We start from the raw sequence: 3,074 nt of genomic DNA, 5'->3' as shown, positions 1-3,074 counted from the left end.
TTGGCGGTGCTACCGCCCCATCCAGCCCCCGTCGACTACAAGGATTTCACCGTTGACGAAGTCCGACGCGGCAGAGGCCAGAAAGACCACCGGTCCGGCAAAATCATCAGGCGTACCCCAACGGCCTTGGGGTGTTCGTTCGAGGATCGACTTCGACCGGACCGGATCATCCCGCAGCGCTTGGGTGTTGTCGGTCGCGATGTAGCCAGGCGCAATCGCATTCACGTTCACGCCCTGCCCGGCCCATTCGTTGGCCAAAGCCTTGGTCAGCTGTCCAATCCCACCTTTCGAGGCCGCATATCCCGGCACAGTAATGCCGCCCTGAAATGTCAGCAGCGATGCAGTGAAGATGATCTTCCCAGAGCCGCGCACCAGCATGTCCTTGCCAATCTCGCGAGACAGAACGAACTGCGAGGACAGGTTGACCTCAATCACTTCGTCCCACCAGTCGTCCGGGTGTTCGGCGGCGGGTTTGCGTTTGATTGTGCCAGCATTGTTGACAAGGATATCAGGGGTTTGTCCGTCGACCCTCAACTTATCAATGAACCCATGCAGCGCGGCGCGATCCGAGAAGTCGCATTGGTACGCCCGGAAATTGCGCCCCATCGCCGTCACGGTTTTTTCGACATCCGACCCGGACAGCTCGAGCGAGGCGGACACTCCGATAATATCGGCTCCGGCCGATGCCAATGCCTCGGCCATGCCACGCCCAATACCGCGTTTGCACCCAGTCACAAGGGCCGTCTTTCCCGCCAGGTCGAAACTTTGCAAAACACTCATGAATGCGGTCCTACTTCGATCAGGCTTTTCATTGCGGTTGGACTGCGATCCAGTGCTTCAAACGCGGCCTGAATGTCTGCCAGAGGGCTGACGTCAGTAATCACGACATCCGCGTCCACTCCGCCCGAGGCGACAACTGCGATGGCTTTCTCGTAATCCTCTGGCTCATAGACCCTAGCACCGATCAGTTGCAGCTCTCGCCAGAAGAACTGGAACAGGTCGATCTGGGGCTTTTGGGCATGGATCGCGACCATCACGATCCGAGCCCGCGTCGCGGCAACGGCGGTCATCGCATCAACACCGGGCTGCGTTCCCGACACCTCGAAAACCACATCTGCCCCTTTGTTGCCCGTGCGCACGTTGATTGTGGACACCAGATCGGTTTCGGTTGGGTTGATCGTGTCAAAGCCAAGTTTTTCAGCTATCGCAAGACGGTTCGGATTCACTTCGGAAATCACGACATTTCCACCCGCATCCCGGGCAACCATGGCAACCAGGATGCCGATCGGGCCACCGCCGATGACGACAACGTCCTCTCCAGGTTGCAGGCCAGACAAGCGCACATCGTGGCAGGCAACGGCGACTGGCTCGATCAGCGCCGCGTGATCCATGCGCAAGTCGTCCGGAAGAACGTGCAACGTGTGGGCCGGAACGGTCCAGATCTCTTGCATGGCACCATCGGTGTCGAGGCCGAGAAACTTGAGATTCTGACAGATATGCTGATGCCCCCGCTTGCAAGCCGGGCATTCGCCGCAGTGATCAAGCGGTCGGACAACGACCTTCTGGCCGGGTTCGACCGTATCGACGCCCTCGCCCACCGCTTCGACGACACCTGACATCTCATGCCCAATCACCCGGTTCAGGCCGACGCGGGCATCCATGTTGCCGTGGTAGACGTGCATATCCGTCCCGCAAATCCCACAATAGGCAACACGAATGGCAGCCTCGCCGGGACCCGGCTCTATCGCTTGGGCTTGCTCTACTGCAAAGCTCTTTTCACCCCTGTAGTATGCGGCAGTGATCGTCTGGGTCGTCATCTACGCATCTCCTTGTGTTCCGCATTCAATTTGTCCCAGTCGAATTCCACTCCGGTTCCCGGGGCATCCGGGGCCACGGCCAGACGGTCTTCGACAACTAGTGGACGGGTCGTGTACTGGTCTATCGGGAATGAGTGTACTTCTAGCCAGCCTGCGTTGGATTGCGCAGAAACAAGGCTGACGTGCAGCTCCTGCATCCCATGACTACAAACCGGAATACCGTGCTGTGCGCTTAGCGCGGCCACGCGCAGCCAGCCGGTGATTCCACCGCAGTTTGAGGCATCGGGCTGGATAAAACTCAGTTTCGCGTCATCAATGGCGTATTCAAATTCGTGTATGGTGTGCAGGTTTTCACCCATGGCAAGGGGAACGCCCGTCGCTTCGACAATTCGGCCATAACCTTTGTAGTCGTCTGGAATTGTCGGTTCCTCGAACCACAGGATATCGCAGTCGGCGAACCCTCTGGCAGCGACGATGGCCTGTTCGACACTCATAGAGTAATTCGCATCGACCATGAAGAACCGATCCGGCCCCAGCATCTCGCGCACCGCCCGGGCACGTGCAAGATCGTCGGCCAGGTCTGGTTGACCGACCTTGATCTTGACTGCGTTGAACCCACGCGCAAGGTACCCTTCGGTCTGACGCAGCAGTTTCTCCAACGAGAAATTCAGGTCGATCCCGCCGGCATAGGCCTTGCACCTTTTCGACGCTCCACCGGCCATCTGCCACAATGGCGCATTCTGCGTTCTGCCGCGAATATCCCACAGTGCAATATCCACGGCCGAGATGGCAAACGAGGCGATCCCGCCCCGTGCGACGTAGTGCACGTGCCACTGCATGGCATCGTACAGGCTTTCGATCTGTTCGGCGTCTTGTCCTACAAGGAACGGTGCCAGGTCATGCTTGATCATCGCCAGAATGGCGTGACCACCCTTGCCCCCGGTATAGGTATACCCGACCCCCTCGACCCCATCCGAGGTTTGAATGGTGACCGTGATCAATTGAAAAAACGTGTGATCCCCATGTTTGGCATCGACGAGGACCTCTGCGAGCGGAACGTTGAACAGCCGCGCTGAAACACTTTCTATGCGATTCACGAACCCAAGACCTTCTGCTGCCTGGCAATAACCCGAGACTGTAAAAGGATGACCGCAAATAGAAAGCCTCCACGTATGACCATCTGCCAATAGGCACTGAAACTGATGGTGCCCTGACCGTTTTCAAAATTTAGAACGTTGAAGACCAGCCCCAGCAACA

At 57.8% G+C, this 3,074-nt stretch carries 3 protein-coding genes; all 3 read right to left on the bottom strand.

What is annotated here, in order from left to right; translation table 11 throughout:
• Positions 1-9 precede the first annotated feature (9 nt).
• Genes ACR0B5_RS22825 through ACR0B5_RS22815 form a run of 3 tightly spaced genes read right to left on the bottom strand, consistent with a single transcriptional unit; the run spans position 10 to position 2,914 of the window.
• Entirely contained in the window at positions 10-780 is a 771-nt protein-coding gene (locus ACR0B5_RS22825) for an SDR family oxidoreductase (RefSeq protein WP_480543679.1), read from the bottom strand.
• Positions 777-1,817, bottom strand: a complete 1,041-nt coding sequence (locus tag ACR0B5_RS22820; protein ID WP_480543677.1) for a zinc-dependent alcohol dehydrogenase — start codon at positions 1,815-1,817, stop codon at positions 777-779. Before ACR0B5_RS22820 ends, ACR0B5_RS22825 begins: the two co-directional genes overlap by 4 nt.
• Positions 1,814-2,914 carry a mandelate racemase/muconate lactonizing enzyme family protein gene (locus ACR0B5_RS22815; RefSeq protein ID WP_480543675.1) on the bottom strand — a complete coding sequence of 367 codons (1,101 nt, stop codon included), beginning with the start codon at positions 2,912-2,914 and terminating at the stop codon, positions 1,814-1,816. The genes ACR0B5_RS22820 and ACR0B5_RS22815 overlap by 4 nt, the downstream gene beginning before the upstream one ends.
• Positions 2,915-3,074 lie beyond the last annotated feature (160 nt).

This window comes from Ruegeria sp. AG1 (assembly GCF_056541705.1).
The sequence above is the reverse complement of the archived record's forward strand: the minus strand, read 5'-3'. Positions and strand labels throughout refer to the sequence as shown.

Excerpts from the sequence above, each read along its gene's own strand:
- ACR0B5_RS22825 (WP_480543679.1), bottom strand. The coding sequence starts at position 780 with ATGAGTGTTTTGCAAAGTTTCGACCTGGCGGGAAAGACGGCCCTTGTG.
- ACR0B5_RS22820 (WP_480543677.1), bottom strand. The coding sequence starts at position 1,817 with ATGACGACCCAGACGATCACTGCCGCATACTACAGGGGTGAAAAGAGC.